Raw genomic sequence first — 1,360 nt, forward strand, 5'->3', positions numbered from 1 at the left:
CCAAGTGACGCCGCAGGATTATCGCCTTCTGCTCTGCTGTATAGTTACGACGTGACTGCTTCTTCCTCTTAGGCATGCTGACTCCTCGCTGCTCCACTCGGGAGCGTCAAGAGGAGTCACGTTCCGGCTGAGGCAAAACACATGGACCGTGAGTGGTCGTTTTTCGCGCTCAAGTGGAAGCCCAAGAGCTGGAATCGTCGCTACCGCCTGCTGTGCCTGCGCCGTCGTGTCCGATGCCAGAGAAAGGGACCGCTGCAACTCGACCTGTTCGAGCCCAGGAGCTTCCAGTTGGCCCTTGGGGTGCTTGGCGGGCCCTTGGTGCGGGCCGCGGGCGCCATCTTGCAGAGCGACCCCGCGGTCAGCGGCGCGAAGGCTGTGCAGCTGGCGGAGCTGATTCTCGCAAGCGAAACTCACCAGGACCGCCAGACCAGGGTCGACCGGGCCTAGCCGGCTGGCGCCTGCTACGCTGCCCGACCTACCTTCCAGGGGATCCTGTGCCCACGCTATTGAGAATCGAAGGCTTTCGCTTCTTCTTCTTCAGCAACGAGGGCACGGAACCCGCCCACGTACACCTCGAACGCGGCGATGGCTATGCTAAATTCTGGCTGGAACCTGTGGAACTCAGCATGGCTGATGGCTTGACCCGACGCGAGCTTCGACGCGCGCGCGAGCTGACAGAAGAGCACGCAACCGAGTTCCTGAGACGATGGCATGAGTACTTCGCAAGCTAATCAACCTAGAGCCCGCACCGTGGAGTTCAGCAACGACTCGCTCATCGTGCATCTGCAGGATGGGCGCTCACTCTCGGTGCCGCTCGAGTGGTTTCCGGCGTTGCGGGACGCATCACCCGAGCAGCTAGCGCAGTACCGGCTCGTAGGCCGAGGCATAGGGATTCACTGGGAAGCACTCGACGAGGACCTCTCCGTGCAAGCTCTACTGACCCAAACACAGCCGGTCGCTCGCGCGGGCTGAACCTGCAACGGACGCTCGTGACTCACGGCGACAGTCGCCACGGGAATGCGCGGCCCTCGAAACCCACCGTCAAGGTTATACCCTGGAGCTGCCCGTAGAGGCCTTTTCCGCCCTACGCCGGTCTCCCGAGGAGTTCGGACGGGAGATGCGGTTGGCAGCGGCGATCCACTGGTACACTAGGCAAGACATCTCGATGGAGAAGGCCGCAACGATTGCTGGGCTCAACCGTCGGGACTTCATCCTGGAGTTGGCAGCTCGCAAGGTCGATGTCTTCAAGCTGGAGTGACGACCGCGTCGATGTGATGCCTGAGGTTCCCGGGATGGGGAATGACGTCTCCTTGGGGGGTTGCGTAGAGGCCAGGGGTTTGATCCCCTGTCGTGCGCAACG

At 62.1% G+C, this 1,360-nt stretch carries 4 protein-coding genes; all 4 read left to right on the forward strand.

Annotation, left to right across the window (positions count from 1 at the left end):
- Window positions 1-141 precede the first annotated feature (141 nt).
- Window positions 142-447 (forward strand): hypothetical protein, encoded by a 306-nt coding sequence (locus tag MJD61_13750; GenBank protein ID MCG8556335.1) that lies wholly within the window; start codon window positions 142-144, stop codon window positions 445-447.
- A 47-nt stretch (window positions 448-494) separates the two neighbouring features.
- Entirely contained in the window at window positions 495-731 is a 237-nt protein-coding gene (locus tag MJD61_13755; GenBank protein MCG8556336.1) for a DUF4160 domain-containing protein, read from the forward strand.
- Window positions 712-972 (forward strand): DUF2442 domain-containing protein, encoded by a 261-nt coding sequence (locus MJD61_13760; GenBank protein ID MCG8556337.1) that lies wholly within the window; start codon window positions 712-714, stop codon window positions 970-972. The genes MJD61_13755 and MJD61_13760 overlap by 20 nt, the downstream gene beginning before the upstream one ends.
- 82 nt (window positions 973-1,054) lie before the next feature.
- Complete coding sequence (locus MJD61_13765; GenBank protein MCG8556338.1) at window positions 1,055-1,258, forward strand: UPF0175 family protein; 204 nt, start codon at window positions 1,055-1,057, stop codon at window positions 1,256-1,258.
- Window positions 1,259-1,360: the final 102 nt, after the last annotated feature.

The sequence above is a fragment of the Pseudomonadota bacterium genome, from assembly GCA_022361155.1.
GTDB lineage: Bacteria > Myxococcota_A > Polyangia > Polyangiales > JAKSBK01 > JAKSBK01.

What these genes read in the sequence shown, in the direction of transcription:
- MJD61_13750 (MCG8556335.1), top strand. Translation starts at nt 142, where the DNA reads ATGGACCGTGAGTGGTCGTTTTTCGCGCTCAAGTGGAAGCCCAAGAGC.
- MJD61_13760 (MCG8556337.1), top strand. Translation starts at nt 712, where the DNA reads ATGAGTACTTCGCAAGCTAATCAACCTAGAGCCCGCACCGTGGAGTTC.